At 61.3% G+C, this 16,287-nt stretch carries 12 protein-coding genes; 7 read left to right on the forward strand and 5 right to left on the reverse strand.

All coding sequences use genetic code 11. From position 1 onward, the window contains the following. The first annotated feature begins 349 nt into the window (after positions 1 to 349). From MUN80_RS13450 to msrB, 4 genes are all read left to right on the forward strand, one after another. Complete coding sequence (locus tag MUN80_RS13450) at positions 350 to 2,911, forward strand: DUF5916 domain-containing protein (RefSeq protein ID WP_244713601.1); 2,562 nt, start codon at positions 350 to 352, stop codon at positions 2,909 to 2,911. 408 nt (positions 2,912 to 3,319) lie between these two features. Continuing rightward, positions 3,320 to 4,510, forward strand: a complete 1,191-nt coding sequence (locus MUN80_RS13455) for an MFS transporter (RefSeq protein ID WP_244713602.1) — start codon at positions 3,320 to 3,322, stop codon at positions 4,508 to 4,510. 112 nt (positions 4,511 to 4,622) lie between these two features. Further along, complete coding sequence (locus tag MUN80_RS13460) at positions 4,623 to 4,955, forward strand: hypothetical protein (protein ID WP_244713604.1); 333 nt, start codon at positions 4,623 to 4,625, stop codon at positions 4,953 to 4,955. Between the two features lie 24 nt (positions 4,956 to 4,979). Next, positions 4,980 to 5,441: a peptide-methionine (R)-S-oxide reductase MsrB gene (gene msrB / locus MUN80_RS13465; RefSeq protein ID WP_244713606.1), complete on the forward strand. Its 462-nt coding sequence runs from the start codon at positions 4,980 to 4,982 to the stop codon at positions 5,439 to 5,441. A 265-nt stretch (positions 5,442 to 5,706) separates the two neighbouring features. Here msrB and MUN80_RS13470 read toward each other — a convergent pair whose 3' ends face one another. Both MUN80_RS13470 and MUN80_RS13475 read right to left on the reverse strand, forming a co-directional pair. Next, positions 5,707 to 6,501, reverse strand: a complete 795-nt coding sequence (locus tag MUN80_RS13470; RefSeq protein ID WP_244713608.1) for an SDR family oxidoreductase — start codon at positions 6,499 to 6,501, stop codon at positions 5,707 to 5,709. Between the two features lie 98 nt (positions 6,502 to 6,599). Beyond that, the gene (locus MUN80_RS13475) at positions 6,600 to 7,529 is read right to left on the reverse strand and encodes a helix-turn-helix domain-containing protein (RefSeq protein ID WP_244713610.1); all 930 of its coding nucleotides are present in this window, start codon (positions 7,527 to 7,529) and stop codon (positions 6,600 to 6,602) included. A gap of 464 nt (positions 7,530 to 7,993) precedes the next feature. Here MUN80_RS13475 and uvrA point away from each other — a divergent pair, with 464 nt between their 5' ends. The 3 genes from uvrA (at position 7,994) to MUN80_RS13490 (ending at position 12,003) form a co-directional block, all read left to right on the forward strand. Next, positions 7,994 to 10,537 carry an excinuclease ABC subunit UvrA gene (uvrA, locus tag MUN80_RS13480; protein ID WP_244713613.1) on the forward strand — a complete coding sequence of 848 codons (2,544 nt, stop codon included), beginning with the start codon at positions 7,994 to 7,996 and terminating at the stop codon, positions 10,535 to 10,537. 186 nt (positions 10,538 to 10,723) lie between these two features. Next, entirely contained in the window at positions 10,724 to 11,332 is a 609-nt protein-coding gene (locus MUN80_RS13485) for a CDP-alcohol phosphatidyltransferase family protein (RefSeq protein WP_244713615.1), read from the forward strand. Between the two features lie 98 nt (positions 11,333 to 11,430). Then, positions 11,431 to 12,003 carry a class I SAM-dependent methyltransferase gene (locus tag MUN80_RS13490; protein WP_244713618.1) on the forward strand — a complete coding sequence of 191 codons (573 nt, stop codon included), beginning with the start codon at positions 11,431 to 11,433 and terminating at the stop codon, positions 12,001 to 12,003. Here MUN80_RS13490 and MUN80_RS13495 read toward each other — a convergent pair. The 3 genes from MUN80_RS13495 to purU all read right to left on the reverse strand — a co-directional run bounded on the left by MUN80_RS13495 (position 12,000) and on the right by purU (position 16,128). Further along, entirely contained in the window at positions 12,000 to 13,547 is a 1,548-nt protein-coding gene (locus MUN80_RS13495) for a SulP family inorganic anion transporter (RefSeq protein ID WP_244713621.1), read from the reverse strand. The genes MUN80_RS13490 and MUN80_RS13495 overlap by 4 nt on opposite strands. 326 nt (positions 13,548 to 13,873) lie before the next feature. After that, positions 13,874 to 15,124, reverse strand: coding sequence for a T9SS type A sorting domain-containing protein (locus MUN80_RS13500; RefSeq protein WP_244713623.1), 1,251 nt, complete (start codon positions 15,122 to 15,124; stop codon positions 13,874 to 13,876). 149 nt (positions 15,125 to 15,273) lie between these two features. Then, positions 15,274 to 16,128, reverse strand: coding sequence for a formyltetrahydrofolate deformylase (gene purU, locus MUN80_RS13505; RefSeq protein WP_244713626.1), 855 nt, complete (start codon positions 16,126 to 16,128; stop codon positions 15,274 to 15,276). Positions 16,129 to 16,287 lie beyond the last annotated feature (159 nt).

Raw genomic sequence — 16,287 nt, forward strand, 5'->3', positions numbered from 1 at the left:
TGGTTGTCTTACACGATTTTGGCCTAAGTAAGAAAATGTAAGACAAGGCTTGGCCTTACACGATTTGGCTGCGGCCAAAAAAAAGTAAGAAGATGCCTGCCGAGTCGGATGGCTTTAATGCACGAAAAAGCCGGCGCAAAATATTTTTCAGTCGGGCTGTAACCTTGCTTCGGTAGGGCAGTGTCCACGCATACTAATTCCGGACGGCTTGTGCCGTGGCCACCGTGAGCCACCGCGGGGCTTTGAATTTTTCTGATTCTTTCCTCTTGCTCAAGCGCCGTTTTTCGGCTGCCGGGCTTCGCTTTGCCCTTGCTGTTCCGCGCTTCTACTCTGCCAAAACGCTCCTGCCATGACTTTTACCGCTACGCTGCGCGGCCTGCTGCTCGGCTGCTTTTTCCTCCTGATGAGTCCGGCTATGGGCCAAACTGCTCCCGGTCCGGCGGCAGCTACTAAGGCTACGGCCGCGCCGAAGAAGCAGCTCCAGGCCGTGCGCATCACCGATGCTATTAAGCTCGATGGGGTGCTGGATGAGGCCGTCTGGCAGCAGGCGCCCCTGGCCACCGACTTTGTGCAGCAGCGGCCCAACCCCGGCGTGCCCGAACGCCACAAAACCGAAGTGCGGGTGCTCTACGACGATGCCAACCTTTACGTGGGCGCCATCATGCACGATATTTCACCCGACTCGATTCTACGGGAAATGACGGCCCGGGACCAGTTTGGCAACTCCGACCTGTTCAGCATCTTCCTCGACACCTACCACGACCAGCTCAATGGCTACAACTTCACCGTGACCCCCTCGGGCGTGCAGCTCGACGCCCGCTACTCGCCGGCCGGTGGCGAAGACTTCAACTGGAACGCCGTTTGGGATGCCCGCACCACCCAGCGCGGCTCCGACTGGGTGGCCGAAATGCGCATTCCGTACTCGGCCATCCGCTTCAGTAAAAATGCCGAGCAGCTCTGGGGCCTTAACTTCGCGAGGCAGCGCAAGCGCGACAACGCCCAGTACTTCTGGAACGAGGTGAAGCCCGCCGTGAACGGCTTCGTAAACCAGTGGGGCGAGCTGCGCGGCATCCGCGACGTGCAGCCTCCGCTGCGCCTTTCGCTGACGCCCTACGTGAGCAGCTACGTGAATCACAACCCGCTGAGCGCCGAGGGCACGCGCCGTACCACGACCAGCTTCAACGGCGGGGCCGACGTGAAGTGGGGTATCAATGAGAGTTTCACCCTGGATGCCACGCTGGTGCCCGACTTCGGGCAGGTGCAGAGCGACAACCAAGTGCTGAACTTGTCGCCGTTTGAGGTGCAGTTTGCCGAAAACCGGCAGTTCTTTACCGAAGGCACCGAGCTGTTTAGCAAAGGCAACCTGTTTTACTCCCGCCGGGTGGGGGCCACACCCATCGGTTTTTATGACGTGAAGGCCGGGGAGGGCGAGAAAATCGTGCGCAACCCCGCCGAAAGTCAGCTGCTGAACGCCACGAAGGTGTCGGGCCGCACGAGTAAAGGGCTGGGCGTAGGCGTGTTCAACGCCGTGTCGCGGGAAATGCAGGCCACCATCCGCAACGACGAAACAGGGCAGGAGCGGCAAGTACTGACCCAGCCGCTGAGCAATTACAGTATTGCCGTGCTCGACCAGAGCCTGAAAAACAACTCCTATGTTTCGCTCATCAACACTAACGTGACCCGGGCCGGTAGCACCTACGACGCCAACGTAACCGGCGGACTGTTTCGCTTCAACGACAAAAAGAACGCCTATGCCCTGGATGGCAGCGTGGTGTACTCGCGGCGGCGGGGGCAGGTGTTCGGCAAAGACGAGCAGATCAACGACCAGGATGGCTATAAGTACACGGTGGGCCTGAGCAAAATCAGCGGCAACTTCACCTGGGACCTGAACCACCGCATCGAGTCCGACACCTACAACCCCAACGACCTGGGCATCCTGTTCGGCAACAACAACATTACCCAGTCGGCCACGGTAGCGTACCGCAAGTACCAGCCGTTTTGGAAGGTGAACAACATGGCCTTTTTCGGACAAATCGGCCATGCCCTGCTGTATAAGCCCACCCGCTACCAGAGCTTGTATTTCTACAACGGCTTCAACACGACCTTCACCAAGAGCTTCCTGCAAATCGGCTACGACCTGCAGTACGGCGCCAAAACCCACGATTTCTTCGAGCCCCGCACCTCGCGGCTAGGCGAATACTTTGTGCGGGTGCCGGCCTGTACGGATTTCGTGGCTTTTCTCAACTCCGATACGCGCAAGCAGTTTTCCTACGGGCTCAATGCCGGCATTCAGTACTACGCCCAGGATGGCACGCCGCCCGGTCGGCCCCGGCGCACCCGCTACAGCTTCGGGGCTTACCCGCGCTACCGCGTCAACAACCACCTGACCTTCCGCTACAGTCTCGACTGGAGCCAGAGCAATAACCAGATTGGCTACGTCAACGGCGGGCTGAGCGACGACGAGCCCCTGGACCAGCCCTTTCAGGACCAGATTCTGCTGGGTCGCCGTAATGTAAGCACCGTGTCGAACGTGCTGTCGGTGGCCTACACGTTCACCAACCGGATGTCGTTCACGCTGCGCACCCGGCACTACACCAGCAATGTGCACTACCTGGACTTTACGACTCTGCAGCCCGACGGCCAGGAAACCCGGGCCGATTACCAGCGCCGCCGCGACAATACCTACAACGCCTTCAACGTGGACGCGGTGTACTCCTGGTGGTTTGCGCCCGGTTCCCAAATCAGCGTGGTCTGGAAAAACGCCAACAGCCCCAACATCCAGGCCAACGAGTTTACGCCGCTCTATTTCCGCAACCTGACCAACACCATCAACACGCCCCACAATAACTCCCTGTCGGTAAAAGTGCTCTACTACCTCGATTACCTGGCTTTCCGCAAGCGCCGGGTGTGAGGTGAGATGGTGAAATAGTGAGTTGGTGAGTTAGTAAAGTAGAATCCTTTCAACCGTTATGCCGAGCAGCGCGAAGACTCTGGCGTGCTGATGTTGTTTTATTGGTCATCCTGAGCGGCGTGTAGTAGAGCGAAAGACTTTCCTCTATGTTCTGATAACCGTTATTCAACGTACTAAAGCCCTATACCGCAGCTGTAAAGTGTTTTTGTGCATTGGTAAAAGCTGCAGTGGGGTAGGGGAGGAAGGTCCTTCACAAAGCGGACGTCAGATAAAGGATGACCAATAGAAAGAAAGACATGACAGCCAGCTAGAGCAGCAGGTACGGCAGGCGGCATAGTTGGCTACCTTTGGGTTCCCATCCGCCCTTGGTGCAAGCCCCCGCTTGTACTGCCGTTTCCCACCCGCTTCTTGGAACCCGCCGCCTGCAAACCCCGCCCCTGGATTCTGCCCGTTATAGTATTCGCCCAATTTGCCGGCACCTCGCTCTGGTTTGCCGGCAACAGCGTGCTGCCCGAGTTGCTCCGAAACCCCGGCCTGCGAGGGGCTAGCCTGGGCGGAGTGGTGTCGGCTGTGCAGCTGGGCTTTATCGTGGGTACGCTGGTATTTGCCCTGCTCTCCCTGGCCGACCGGGTGCCGCCGGCCCGCCTGTTTTTGCTCAGTGCCCTGGCCGGCAGTCTGACCAACCTGGGCTTGCTGCTGCCCGAATTATCAGCCGCCGGACTGCTGGCGATGCGGTTCGGCACGGGCCTGTGCCTGGCCGGCATCTACCCGGTGGGCATGAAAATAGCGGCCGACTACTACGCCGGGGGCTTGGGCAAAGCGCTGGGCTTTCTGGTGGGGGCACTGGTGTTGGGTACGGCCTTGCCCCACGGCCTGCGCTGGCTCGGGGCCGGTTTGCCCTGGCCGGCGGTGGTGCTGGCCACCTCGGGCCTGGCAGCCGGCGGCGGACTACTGCTCTGGCTACTGGTGCCCAACGGTCCGTTTCGGCGGCCCGGTGCGCGGTTGGCGCTGAGCGCCGTGCGCGGTGTCTGGCAGCATCCACCGTTTCGGGCTGCGGCCCTGGGGTACTTTGGGCACATGTGGGAGCTCTACACGTTCTGGGCCTTTGTGCCGCTGCTGCTGACCATTTACCGGCAGCTTCATCCTGAACTGCGGGAGCTGCCGGCCGGGCTGGCTTTTGGAGCCATTGCCAGCGGGGCTTTGGCCTGCGTGGGCAGCGGCTACCTGGCCCAGCGCTGGGGCTCACTGCGGCCGGCCCGGCTGGCGCTGTGGGTATCGGGGGCGGGCTGCGTGCTGAGCCCTCTGCTGCTGCAGTTGCCGCTGCCCCTGTTTGGGGCGGGCTTGCTAGTTTGGGGCATGGCCGTCGTGGCCGACTCGCCGCAGTTTTCGGCCCTGGTGGCTCAGCAGGCCCCGGCGGCCATCAAGGGCACGGCCCTCACGCTGGTTACTTGCCTGGGCTTCGCGCTGACCATCGTAAGCTTACAGGCTTTTGGGGCATTGCAAAGCCTGGTCGATGGGCGCTACCTGTTTTTGCTGCTGGCTCCGGGCCCGGCGTTGGGGCTGTGGGCCACACGCCAGGCCCGAAGCCAGCAGTTTTAGCGAATGCCGTCAGCAATGTTGGGTAGAATATAAGATCCGATTGAAAAGTAAAAGATAGCAACTAATGGCGGCTGGTCCGGGCAAACCGGCCCCGGACCCGTATACTTGCCCCATGAGCCTCGACCCCACCACTTACTTTCACCACGCCGCCGACGAGGAGAAAACCACCGTCTACACCCAGACCCCCGACGGTGACCTGGAATCCCACGACGCGCTGCTGATTGCCCAGACGCACCAGCAACGCTTGTTTGTAACCCTGGAAAAACGCCGCCGCTACGTGACTTACACCTTCGTGGACGATTCCTCGGATGAGGTGGAGCTGGATTTTGTGCAGGACTACCAGGAGGTAGAAGACCTGCTCGAAGACGCGGGCCTCTTTGGCCGCCACGACGGGGAGGTGGGCATCGTGTACCACAACCTGCTGTTTCTGCTGATGAACCCGTAAGCCGGCCGTGGCGGTTATAGGCCCATGCTTCGCTGGCTCGATGTTCTGACTTTCGCTAAATACAGCAACCCCGAGCCGCCCCGGCGGGTAGAGAAAACTGCGGCCGAATGGGCCGCTGAGCTCACGCCCGCCCAGTTTCGGGTGCTGCGTGAGCAGGCCACCGAGCCGCCCTACCGCAATGCCTACTGCCGCAGCTACGAGCCCGGCCGCTACGAGTGCGTGGGCTGCCGCAGCCTGTTGTTCGACTCGGCCACGAAGTACCACGCCATATCGGGCTGGCCCAGCTTTACCCAACCAGCGGCCAAGAGCGCTATTCGCTACCACTTCGACGACAGCCATAATATGCAGCGGGTGGAAGTGCGCTGCAACGTGTGCGGGGGCCACCTGGGCCACGTCTTTCCCGACGGCCCCGCCCCGGCCGGGCTGCGCTATTGCATCAACTCGGAGAGTCTGGTGCGGGTGGAAGAAAACGGAATACTTTTTTAATCGTATTGGCGTCCGCTCAGAAAATGTAAACCACCGTTTAGATGGACTAGAATCATAAGCAAACAGGCCGGTTGTTTCTTCCGGGTCACACTGACCACGTACAGCACTAGTTTTTCCATGCCTAGGCCGGCAAGCAGTTGAGCTTCTGCTGGCTTGAAGTGTTGGGTGAGGCCCGTCCCGCCCTGTCGTAATCTGAGCTAGAGAGACGTAAGCAGCCGGCGGCTGACAATTTTTATCGCTATGTAGGGGAAGGCAAGCGGGCAACTTACCGCGTCGAGACCTTCCCCTGGGGCTGGGCAAAAGCCTCCGTTACACCCTTGCTCATTTGCTTGAGCAGCAAGCCGGGGGCCAGGCGACTCATGTAGCGCATGACGCGCGACAGGCCGGGGTAGATTTCCAGTCTATCGTGCTGGAGCCCTTCAATGGCTTGGGCGATGAGCTTGCCCGGATCCATTAGCATGCTCTCGTCCATCACGCCGGCAAACGGGTCCGCCAAGGGCGTTTTGGCGGCGGGCGCGACCAGTTCAAACACCTTCACTTGGGTGTGCTGCAGTTGCACCCGCAGGGCTTTGGTGTAGGCGCGCAGCCCCGCCTTGGTACCCCCGTAGATAGGAGCCAGCGGAAATGGCGTCAGGGCCAGGCCCGAGGTAACGTTCAGGATGGCGGCTGTCTTTTGGGTTTTGAGGTGGGGCAAGAATTGCTGTACCATGCGAATGGGACCCGACAAGTTGATTTCGACTTCCCGGGTGAGGTCGAGCAAGTCCAGCGTTGGGTCTTGCAGGTTTAGCTTGCGCATTTCCCCGGCGTTGTTAATCAGAATGTTAAGCGCCGGAAATTGGCTGACAACCTGTTGGTAGAGGTGCTGGATAGCCTGCGGGTCGCTTACATCACTTTGAAAGGTGTGCACGCGGGGCAAGCGGCGCTTGGTGTCGTCGAGCTTGGCTTGGTTGCGGCCCGTGATAAGCACGGTGTTGCCCAGCTCTAGTAGCCGGGCCGCAAATTCGTAGCCAAAGCCGCTGGTACCGCCGGTAATGAGGATGGTGTTGTGACGTAAGTCCATAGGTTGGTAGGGGAATAATGACCGGGCAAAGGTCTGCCCGGAAACCAACGGGGTGTTTGCGTCCAGCAATCCATCTTTTGCAAAATTCACACCTGGGCCTACAGCCGAAAGGCACCGGGCGAAAAGGAAGTCTGCCGCTTGAAGAAGTTGGAAAAGTGCGCGACTTCCGCAAAACCGAGGCTGTCGGAGATTTCCGAGATGTTCCAGTTGGTTTGCCTGAGCAGCAGCTTGGCTTCCTGGATGACGCGGCCCGCAATCAGCTCGGTAGTGGTGCGGCCGGTATTTTCCTTCAGCACCTTGTTCAGGTGGTTGACGTGCACGGCCAGTTGGTCGGCGTAGTCCTTGGCCGTGCGCAGCCGCAGCTTCTGCTGCGGCGTTTCGATGGGAAACTGTCGCTCCAGCAGCTCTGCAAACAGCGAGCTTACCCGCGTTGCGGCCGTGTGCGCCGGGTAGAGCGCCGTAGCCGGCTGCAGCTTTTGCCCCCAGTGAATCAGCTCCAGCACGTAGGTGCGCAGCAGGTCGTACTTGTAGGCGTAGGTCGAGGTAATTTCGCGGGCCATCTTGCGGAAAAGGTCGTGGATTTCAGCGTATTCCCCGTCCGTAAGGGCAAAGACTGGGTAGCCGCCCGGCTGAAAGAGGGGCAATTCCTCCAGCCGCACGCCGCTCTTGGCGGGCAGCAAAAACGCGTCGGTGAACACGCAGAAATAGCCGTCCTGCTCCTGGTCTTCGGGCAGCCAGTGGTAGGGTACCTTGGGCGTGGCAAACAACAGCGCGTGCTGCTCTATTTCCACCACTTTATCCGCGTACTCGGCCCGGCTGCGGCCCCGGATGAGGCTAATCTTGTAATACGCCCGCCGGTCGTACGGCATAGTCGGCTTCTCGCGGTGGTGCCGAAAGAGGTCGGCTACGTTAAAGACGTTGAAGTGGCCGATTTCCTGCTGAATATCGGGTGGTAGCAGGGTGTGCAGTTCCGCGCCGGCCGCCGTAGCCAGCTGCTGGTAAAAAGCGTTAAGCGAAGTGGTTTGCATCGGTTGAGCATTGCGAAATCCAAAGGTAGGGCTTCTAGGTAAGGTAAGGTAAGGTAAGGCTGGCCGCGCGCAACTGCTGGCCCCGGGTGCCGGCCTTGGCTAAAAAGTTGGGTTAAACGGCGCTCCCTATTCGACAAAAAAGAGCAAGGACCAGAGGCGGCCTAACATAAACGCTCCTTTCCCTGGACTGCTTCCCCAATAGTCTCTCCACAGTTCAGGGATGCTATGGTGCAGTCTCGGCCGAGGCAAATAAACAGGTTCACCTTTCAACGTTCACGAAACTCCGATTTTGCGACGAGCTTCCTGAACTCCTGGCTTTGCAGACGATTTGGGGTGGACAAGCCGGGCACTATGCACCCGGCCTAGTGCCCAGCCGAACCAGGAGCCGCTCGCCTCCGTGGCTAACCCGTCCGCGGTTTGCGCAGTATAGCCCCCAACACCTTTCCGGACCTGCCCGCGGCTTCATGGCGACACCTCCTTCTGCATCTGCTTCCTCCTCTGACTTCACCGGCTTCGTGCGCGTGCGCGGGGCCCGGGAACACAACCTCAAAAACGTCGACGTCGACATTCCCCGCGACGCCCTGGTCGTATTCACGGGCGTGTCGGGCTCGGGCAAGTCGAGTTTGGCCTTTGGCACGCTCTACGCCGAGGCCCAGCGCCGCTACCTCGAATCCGTTTCGCCCTATGCCCGGCGCCTGTTTCACCAGATGGCCGTGCCCGAAGTCGACAGCATCGACGGGCTGCCGCCGGCCGTAGCCTTGCAGCAGCAGCGCGGCACGCCCACCACCCGCTCGTCGGTAGGCTCGGTGACGACGCTCTCGAACCTGCTGCGCATGCTCTATTCCCGGGCCGGCGACTACCCCGCGGGCCAGGGCATCGTGTATGCCGAAGGGTTTTCGCCCAACACGCCCGAGGGTGCCTGCCCGCAGTGCCACGGCCTGGGCCGCATCTTCGAAGTAACGGAGCAAACCATGGTGCCCGACCCCACGCTCACCATCCGGGAGCGGGCCATTGCGGCCTGGCCCCAGGCCTGGGGCGGACAAAATCAGCGCGACATCCTCGTGACCCTGGGCTACGACGTGGACACGCCCTGGCAAGACCTGCCCCAGAAAGACCGGGACTGGATTCTGTTTACCGACGAGCAGCCCGTGGTGCCGGTGTACCCCGGCTACTCGCCCCAGGAAACCCAGCGGGCCCTCAGGCGCAAGGAGCCGCCGAACTACATGGGCACCTTCACTGGGGTGAAGCGCCACGTGCTGCACACCTTTGCTACGACCCAAAGCCCCCTGATGAAAAAGCGGGCCCTGCAGTACATGCTCAGCACCGAGTGCCCCACCTGCCAGGGCAAGCGCCTACGGCCCGAGTCGTTGGCGGTACAATTCGCCGGCCTCGACATTGCCGACATGGCCCGCCTACCGCTCAAGCGGGTGGCAGGCCTGCTCCAGCCCTACGCCGACGGTACCGCCGCGGGCCGTAAAAAGCAGGACGCCGCTCATCCTGAGCAAGCCATCGTGGCCCAGCGCATTGCCGAAGACCTTTGTGCCCGCCTTAGCGTGTTGTTGGATTTAGGGCTGGGCTACCTGGCCTTGGAGCGAAGTACGCCCACCTTGTCGCCCGGCGAATTGCAGCGCCTGCGCCTGGCTACGCAGTTGTATTCCAATCTGTTCGGCGTCGTGTACGTGTTGGATGAGCCCTCGGCTGGCTTGCATCCTTCCGATACCGAAGCCTTGCTCAATGCCCTGCACACCCTGAAAAAGGCCGGCAACTCGCTGTTTGTGGTGGAGCACAACCTGGACGTAGTGCGCCAGGCCGACTGGCTCGTGGACGTGGGGCCGGCCGCCGGGGAACAGGGCGGAGAAATTCTCTACAGCGGCGCGCCGGCGGGTTTGGCGAACGTGGCTGCCTCCCAAACCCGGCGTTATTTATTCAACGAAACCGCCGCTCAAGCCCGCACCCCGCGCCTGCCCAGCGGCTGGCTCAAGCTGCAGGGCGTCACGCGTAACAACCTTAGTAACCTCGCCGTGGAGTTTCCGCTGGGAGTGTTTACCACCGTCACGGGCGTGTCGGGCTCGGGCAAGTCGAGTCTGGTAAGCCAGGTGCTAGTAGAGTTGGTAGCCGAAAGCTTAGGCCAGCAGGTGGAAGCCGAGGAAGAGGAAACCGACCCGCTGGAGCAGTCCGCCCCCACGACTACCGGCGGCCGAATTGTGAGCGGTATGGAGCAGATCAAGCGCCTGGTGCGCGTGGATCAGAAGCCCATCGGCCGCACGCCCCGCTCCAACATGGCTACTTATACTGGCCTGTTTGACCACGTGCGCAAGCTGTTTGCCGCCACGCCCGCCGCCAAAAAGCGCCGCTACGACGCTGGGCGGTTTTCTTTCAACGTAGCTAAGGGGCGCTGCGAGAATTGTCAGGGTGAAGGCTCTGTGATGGTGGAATTGCTGTTTTTGCCCAGCGTGTACGCGCCCTGCCCGGTGTGCCACGGAGCCCGCTACAACGCCAAAACCCTGGAAATAACCTACCGTGACAAGAACATTGCCCAGGTGCTGGGCCTGACGGTAGACGATGCCTGGGCCTTTTTCACCGATGAGCCTGTCGTGCATCGGGCCCTGACGGTGCTGCGCGAAGTGGGCCTGGGCTATCTGCGCCTGGGGCAGCCCGCCACCGAGCTCAGCGGGGGCGAGGCCCAGCGCATCAAGCTGGCTACCGAGCTGCAGCGGGCCCAGCGGGGCAATTCCCTCTACATCCTCGACGAGCCCACCACCGGCCTGCACCCCTCCGACGTGGAAAAGCTGCTCACCCAGCTCGACGGCCTGGTAGAAGCCGGCAACACGGTCATCGTCGTGGAGCACGACATGCGCGTGGTAGCCGGCTCCGACTGGGTGATGGACGTAGGGCCCGGCGCCGGCGACGAAGGCGGCCACATTGTGGCGGCCGGTCCGCCCGCTGCCGTAGCCAAGATAAAAGAAAGCCGCACGGCTCCGTACCTGAAACGGTTTCAGGGCCGGTAGCTGCGGGACTGAGTAGCAGGTTTGGGCGGGCTCAAAAGTCCAGGATCTGCGTGAGCAGGCTTCTTGCAGTCAAGTGCTTAGGGCTCAAATAGCGTAGGGCTAAAGTCGGGGCGAGGGCAAAAGTGGGGTGGGGCAAGTAGCCACGGCCGCTACTTTGGGGCCTTCTCCACGCTTACTGCTCTTTTCATGTTGCGCCAAGTACCACTTGCCCTCGTTTGCTTCCGCCTGCTGCTGGGCTTTGCCGTGTTCGGACTGTGCTGGGCGCCGCCCACACCGCCGCTGCGGCAGTTGCTGGCAGGGCTGGTCGTGCTGGGCCTGCTTTCCGACATTTTTGACGGCATCATTGCCCGGCGCCTGGGCGTGGCTACTGCCAAGCTGCGCCGCCTCGATTCGAGCGTCGACACTATTTTCTGGCTGTGCGTGGTGGCGGGCGTGGTGCGGTTCTGCCCACGCTTTTTGCCCAACAATGCCGGCTGGATTGGCGTGGTGCTGGGCCTGGAGGCGCTGACGTACGGGGTAAGCTACGCCCGCTTCCGCAAGGAAATTGCCTTGCACACGCTCGGGGCCAAGCTCTGGACCCTGCTGCTCACAGCCATGCTGCTACAGTTGCTGCTAACCGGGCAAACTGGTTGGCTATTTGGGGCTTGCGTGGCGCTTGGCATTGTGAGCCGGCTAGAGATTCTGGGCATCGTGTGCATCCTGCGCAGCTGGGCTGCCGACATTCCTACGCTGTATCACGCCCTGCAACTGCGCCGGGGGCAGCCTATCCGGCGCCATCCGCTGTTCAATGGCTAAGTTTGAGTGGCCGCTAGCTCAACTACAGACCTGCGCCACCGGCTGCCGTACATAGGCTGTTGGCTTATTAGCCCATTTTACGTAACCACCGCTGAGCCATGCTGCCGCCTTTTGTTGAAGAGTTTTTTCGCAACCCCGCTACCGTCGGCTCCCTGGTGCCCAGCTCCCGGGATCTGACCGACAAGGTCATGGAGCCCATCGACTTTGCCACGGCCACTTGCATCGTGGAGTATGGGCCGGGCACGGGTGTTTTCACGGATATGCTCCTGGCCCGCCGGCGCGCCGAAACCGTGGTGGTGCTGGTCGAAGTCAGTGAGCGGTTTTGTAAGCTGCTGCGGGAGCGTTACGCCGGCCAGCCCAACGTGCATGTCATTCTCGGCTCGGCCGATAAAACGGCGGATTACCTGCGTCCCCTCGGCCTTACCCGCGCCGACTACGTGGTGTGCGGCCTGCCGTTTTCGTCGTTGTCGCGCCGCCTGGGCTGGCGCATTCTGGAGCACACCCAGCACGTGCTCCAGCCCGATGGCAAGCTAATTTTGTTCCAGTACTCGCTGCAGAACACGCGTCTGTTCGAGCGTTTTTTCAGCTTGCGCCACCAAGAACATGTCCTGCTCAACCTGCCCCCGGCCTACGTACTGGTCTATGAGCCGAAGCCGGAATCCGCCGCCTAGCCGGCCTCGGTGGCCACGCGGTACTCCGGGTCTTCCAGGATGTTAACCTCAATCAGGGCCCCGGCTTTGTGAAGCAACTGGCGGCAGTCGGGGCTGAGGTGGCGCAGGTGCAGGATTTTGCCCACGCGCTGGTAGCGCTCCGTGAGCTTGTTGAGCGCCTCAATGCCCGACATATCGGCCACCCGGCTGTCGCGGAAGTCGATGACTACCTCGGCCGGGTCCTGGGCCACGTCGAACTTATCAGTAAAGGCCTGGACCGAGCCAAAGAAAAGCGGCCCGTAGATTTCATAGTGCTTCGTGCCGGCCGCGTCCACGAACTTGCGGGCCCGGATGCGCTTGGCGTTTTCCCAGGCAAAAGCCAGGGCCGACACGACCACGCCCAGCAGTACGGCCAGGGCCAGGTTCTGGGAAATGGCCGTTACCAGCGTTACCAGCAGCATTACTAGCACGTCGGTCAGGGGCATGCGGCGCAGAATCCGCAGGCTGGCCCATTCGAAGGTGCCGATAACGACCATGAACATGACGCCCACCAGCGCGGCCAGCGGCAGTTGCTCAATCAGGGAGGAGCCTGCTACCACGAACAACGCCAGCGCCACGGCCGCCACCACGCCCGAGAGCCGCCCCCGCCCCCGGGATTCGAGGTTTACCATGGTCTGCCCTATCATGGCGCAACCGCCCATGCCCCCAGTCAGGCCCGAGGCAATATTGGCCAGGCCCTGAGCCACGCAGTCCTGATTGCCGCGGCCCCGGGTATCGGTCATTTCATCTACCACGGTGAGCGTGAGCAGGCTTTCGGTAAGGCCCACCAGGGCCATAATCAGGGCGTAGGGAAACAGCAGGATCAGCGTGGCCCAGGTAAGCGGCACCTGGGGCAGGTGCAGCGCCGGCAGCCCGCCCGCAATGGAGGCAATGTCGCCGACAGACTTGGTTTCGAGCCCGCCCCCAATAACCAGGGCCGATACCACCACAATGGCCGTGAGTGACGCCGGTACGGCCTTGGTCAGCTTGGGCAGCACATACACAATGGCCATCGTCAGGGCCACCAGCCCCAGCATCAGCCCCAGCGCGGGGCCGGTGAGCCACTGCTCAGTGCCGGCCGCATCCCGGGTTTTGAACTGCTCCAGCTGAGCCATGAAAATGATGAGGGCCAGGCCATTGACGAAGCCATACACCACGGGCTGGGGCACGAGGCGGATAAACTTGCCGAAGCGCAGTACGCCCACGGCTACCTGCAGCAGGCCCATCAGCAGCACGGCGGCAAACAGGTATTCGGGGCCGTGCTGCACCACCAGGCTTACGATAACCACGGCCACCGAGCCCGCCGCGCCCGAAATCATGCCGGGCCGGCCACCGAAGATACTGGTGATAAGGCAAATAACGAACGCCGACCCAATGCCAACCAACGGGCTGATATGGGCCAACAGGGCAAAGGCCACTACCTCGGGCACCAGGGCCAGGGCCGTGGTCAGGCCGGCCAGGATTTCGTTTTGGGGGTTGATGGTATACTGGGCCAGGTAGGGCCGGAGTTGAAAAGAAGAAAGCATACGAAACTGAGTACGGGCTCGAATTGGGCAAAAGAAAAGCCGCCTGCTTTCAACGGAAAGCGGCGGCGCGGGGCAAGCAGGCCAGTCCTCAGGGTGGGGTGAGCTTGAAAATAGGAGCGGAGCAACAAGGCATACGTCCGTGCAAAAGTACGCAGCCTGGCACAAAGCGCCGGCCGGAAGAGGAATTCTGGGCAGTAGGCCGCGCCTGGGCGCCTACTTCGCCAAACCTGATAAGAGCTGCAAACAAAGGCCCCGGCTGGTATTGCTCATGGGAGGCAACACCAGCCGGGAACAGCTCAAAACGCAGGATTCGGTAACGACGGGCCTTATTCAACCCGTACCCGCACGGTGCTGCGCTGCCCGACCGGGGTGGTAGCCTCCACTACGTACAGACCCGCGCGCAACTCTCGCAGCACGGTGCTCGGCTGGCCGGTAAGGGTTGCTCCGGTAGCCACCTGCCGGCCCAGGGCGTCGCGCACTATGAGCTGCACGGCTTGCTGCTCCCCGGGCAGCTCCAGCGTCAGGCGGCCATCCGTTACGGGATTCGGGTATACTTGCAGGGTGCCGGCCCTGGCCTGGACCGGGCGCACCCCAGTAATTACGCGCAGGTTGTCTTCGCCCGAAAACCAGATGCTGAAATAGTTGCGCAGCGTGCTGAAACTGGCGTTGGTATGGTAGAGCAGCAGGGCCGGCTGGGAAGAATTTTCGCGGTAGAAAGCCGTCTGGTAAATGTCGCGGCGCTGCACGGCCTGCTCCATGCGCAGGGCCTGCAATACCACGGCCGGCGCCAGCTGACGGTTGATGTAGGCAGTATCGAGCGTCAGAATATGAGTGCGCACCATCAGAACCGGCACGGAGACGCTGCCTCCCGCCGGCTTGGGAAGCTTCAGCGTGCCGTAGCCAACCACGTCGGTCTGAGTGGTTACGTGATGCGCCACCCGCACTTTAGCCGCGTTCAGACCTAAATCCCGCACGGTTACTTCCATTCGGTGTATAGTGTGATAAATGCCTCGTTCCGAGGAGGTAGCGGTAAGTGGCAGGGGCGGGTAAATACGACTTTCGTACCAACCATTCTGGGCCGGCAACTGCAGAAAATCACCCGGGGTTCTGTCAGCACGTTCAATAGCCCACTGTTGCTGAGGGTAAGAACCAATCGTAACTGGAGGATTACCTATACCTGGCAGGACGCTGGGAGTAAAGACATCAAACCCTTGTCCGGTAAAGCTGGTCCAGAGCCCGAGGTGGGGCAAGGCATAGTTCTGAGTGCTTGGGGCGGGTAAAACATAGCTGCGCGTGGCAGCGGCAAAAGGACCGGTAGCGGGTGGCGGCAGATACGTCTGCTCCAGTGCTGAGGAGTCGGCCGTAAGCGTGCTGTAATCCCACACCTGCCCGGGGCCCGGCTGGGGCAGCACGAAGCCCGGGTGCAGCGCGCCGTGCATGGGCAGATACCGGTCTACGGCCGTGGCGTTGGCCGGGAAGTTGGCTTGCGTGAGCGTAATAGGTCCCGTTTGGGCAGTGGCCGTTAAGCCAGTCAGCAGGGCCCCCAGAAGCAGCGCTGCGGGTAGATAATACTTCATGATAAAATGGATAAGGACAAGCAGATAAGGGCCGGCTTTCCGTCCGCCCACTGCCGCATGACTATTCTCCCGGTCCTGGCGTTGCGCAGGGTAGTAATTTTATTTCCGGACTGAAAAAAGCCTGGGTATAGTGGCTGGCTAAGCGCGGCTCAGTCGAAGATAATTGTCTTGTTGTGGTGCACGAATACCTGCTCGGCAAAGACCAGTTGCAGGGAGCGGGCTAGTACGATTTTCTCCACGTCGCGCCCGGCCTGGGCCATTTCGCTGGCGCTCTGGGTATGGTCAATCGGGATGACGCTCTGGGCAATGATGGGGCCCTGGTCGAGCTGCTCGTTTACGAAGTGGGCCGTGGCTCCAATGATTTTCACGCCCCGCGCATACGCCTGGGCGTAGGGGCTGGCGCCCACAAAAGCGGGCAGAAACGAGTGGTGAATGTTGATGAGCCGGTTGGCGTAATGGGCCACAAATTCCGACGACAGAATCCGCATGTACTTGGCCAGCACTACAAATTCGGGCTGGTAGCCAGCCAGCACGTCCAGCACTTCCTGCTCGTGGGCCTCACGGGTTTTGCCCTCGTGGCTGATGTGGTGAAACGGCAGGCCAAACTGCCGGGTGATGTCGCCGAGCTTGGGGTAGTTGCTGATGACGGCCAGCACCCGGGCGTTGAGTTCCCCGAAGGCGTGGCGCACCAGCAGTTCGCTCAGGCAGTGGTGCTCCTTGGTCGCCATCAGCACGATGTTCTTGGCCCGGTTGTCCGACAGGCGGATGTCGGCCGCGGCGGGCAGGGCCTGGCGCAGCTCCTGAACCAAGGCTTCGGCGTCGAAGGCTCCGGCAAACTCGGTGCGCATGAAAAACGTGTTGTCGGCCCGCTCCACAAACTCCCCGTTGCGGATAATATTCAGGCCGCGGGCAAACAGCACCCCGGTGATTTTGTACACCAAACCGGGCTCATCGGAGCAGCGAATCAGCAGGATATGGGACGCGGGAGCAGCAGAAGTAGACACGGCACGGGAGCTTAGGCAAAACACAAACCGCGTAAATGTAACCGCCCGCGCCGGTTTTGCCTTGGCCGGGGTGCCTTAAATTGCCGCGGCCCAACCGGGCCGGTAGCAGCCCGCCAAGAAAGATGAGCGTGGGCTGCTCACCCAGGAAATTGGCAGCCC

It is taken from the genome of Hymenobacter cellulosivorans (assembly GCF_022919135.1).
GTDB classification, from domain to species: Bacteria; Bacteroidota; Bacteroidia; order Cytophagales; family Hymenobacteraceae; genus Hymenobacter; species Hymenobacter cellulosivorans.

Excerpts from the sequence above, each read along its gene's own strand:
- msrB (WP_244713606.1), top strand. The coding sequence starts at position 4,980 with ATGCTTCGCTGGCTCGATGTTCTGACTTTCGCTAAATACAGCAACCCC.
- MUN80_RS13460 (WP_244713604.1), top strand. The coding sequence starts at position 4,623 with ATGAGCCTCGACCCCACCACTTACTTTCACCACGCCGCCGACGAGGAG.
- uvrA (WP_244713613.1), top strand. The coding sequence starts at position 7,994 with ATGGCGACACCTCCTTCTGCATCTGCTTCCTCCTCTGACTTCACCGGC.
- MUN80_RS13500 (WP_244713623.1), bottom strand. The coding sequence starts at position 15,124 with ATGAAGTATTATCTACCCGCAGCGCTGCTTCTGGGGGCCCTGCTGACT.
- MUN80_RS13495 (WP_244713621.1), bottom strand. The coding sequence starts at position 13,547 with ATGCTTTCTTCTTTTCAACTCCGGCCCTACCTGGCCCAGTATACCATC.
- MUN80_RS13450 (WP_244713601.1), top strand. The coding sequence starts at position 350 with ATGACTTTTACCGCTACGCTGCGCGGCCTGCTGCTCGGCTGCTTTTTC.
- MUN80_RS13475 (WP_244713610.1), bottom strand. The coding sequence starts at position 7,529 with ATGCAAACCACTTCGCTTAACGCTTTTTACCAGCAGCTGGCTACGGCG.
- MUN80_RS13470 (WP_244713608.1), bottom strand. The coding sequence starts at position 6,501 with ATGGACTTACGTCACAACACCATCCTCATTACCGGCGGTACCAGCGGC.
- MUN80_RS13490 (WP_244713618.1), top strand. The coding sequence starts at position 11,431 with ATGCTGCCGCCTTTTGTTGAAGAGTTTTTTCGCAACCCCGCTACCGTC.
- MUN80_RS13485 (WP_244713615.1), top strand. The coding sequence starts at position 10,724 with ATGTTGCGCCAAGTACCACTTGCCCTCGTTTGCTTCCGCCTGCTGCTG.